This is a genomic window from Arthrobacter sp. sptzw42 (assembly GCF_059089685.1).
This window is the reverse complement of the sequence record NZ_JBNHEX010000028.1, coordinates 1-1,064: the sequence shown is the minus strand read 5'-3', so window position 1 is coordinate 1,064 and position 1,064 is coordinate 1. Positions and strand designations below refer to the sequence as shown.

The window sequence follows — 1,064 nt, the reverse complement described above, 5'->3', positions numbered from 1 at the left end:
CCAAACCGGTTCGTTGTTGCAGGGAACACCACAACTGAATAACAACACCACCACTGCCCCCAGGGGCAGGAGTTGTAACCACAGATTTCCCACCCCCTAACCGGGTGGGGCAAGGGTTACGGCGGTCATAGCGTGGGGGAAACGCCCGGTCCCATTCCGAACCCGGAAGCTAAGACCCACAGCGCCGATGGTACTGCACCCGGGAGGGTGTGGGAGAGTAGGTCACCGCCGGACAACCATTACCAGTAGGGCCCTGACAAACGACGTCAGGGCCCCACTGCTTTAACCACCACCCCACGGCGAGCACCAGCAAAGCCGGCACCACACCTCATGCCAGCCCCCGGCCGAAACCCTCTCTCACTTTCTGCACGTTTCTGGCGGACGCTCCTTCACCCTCAGCGTCGGAATTGCCTTCCGCCCAGGTTGCCCCAGCTGCCGACCGGCCACCTTCCGCGCCGCAGAATGTGCGAGAGCGTTGGGCTGGGAGCTGCCTTAACTGCGAGAGCGTTGGGCTGGGAGCTGCGTTAAGTGGGAGAGGGTGTGAACATTGCCACGATGCGCTTCCAGGCGAGAGCTCTGTCCTGTCCGGCGGGGCGATTCCACTAGAATTGATGCAGATGTACGGACTTCGAAGCGCTTGATTTCGGGTTGCGTAGGAAAACGAAACACGGATACGAGCGGCTGCAGTTGCGCCAGTGGTCGGCTCACAACAGGAGGAATCCACATGGCTGAGCACAACGGCGGCAACCGCGGCGGACAGGACCGCGGCGGGTTCCGCGGCAACAACAATTCCGGCGGTGACCCCCGCGGATTCCGTTCCCGGACCACCCGGGACAACAACGATTCCCCGGGCCGGCCAGCCGGCGGCGGAGAGCGCAAGCCTTACGGTGACCGGGACAAGAAGCCTTTTGGTGACCGTCCGCGCCGTGACGGCGAGGGCGACCGTCGCAGTTTTGGCGGCGGAGAGCGCAAGCCTTACGGTGACCGGGACAAGAAGCCTTTTGGTGACCGTCCGCGTCGTGAGGGTGAGGGCGAGCGCCGTAGCTTTGGAGCCGGTGACCGTG

Annotated in this window: 1 rRNA gene and 1 pseudogene; both read left to right on the top strand. The window is 63.5% G+C overall.

The features are described 5' to 3' along the window. The first annotated feature begins 117 nt into the window (after positions 1–117). Positions 118–234: ribosomal RNA gene (gene rrf / locus AC5RT4_RS17725) — 5S ribosomal RNA — on the top strand. Positions 235–724: 490 nt separating this feature from the next. Then, positions 725–1,064: pseudogene (locus AC5RT4_RS17720) on the top strand (hypothetical protein); the annotation flags it as partial.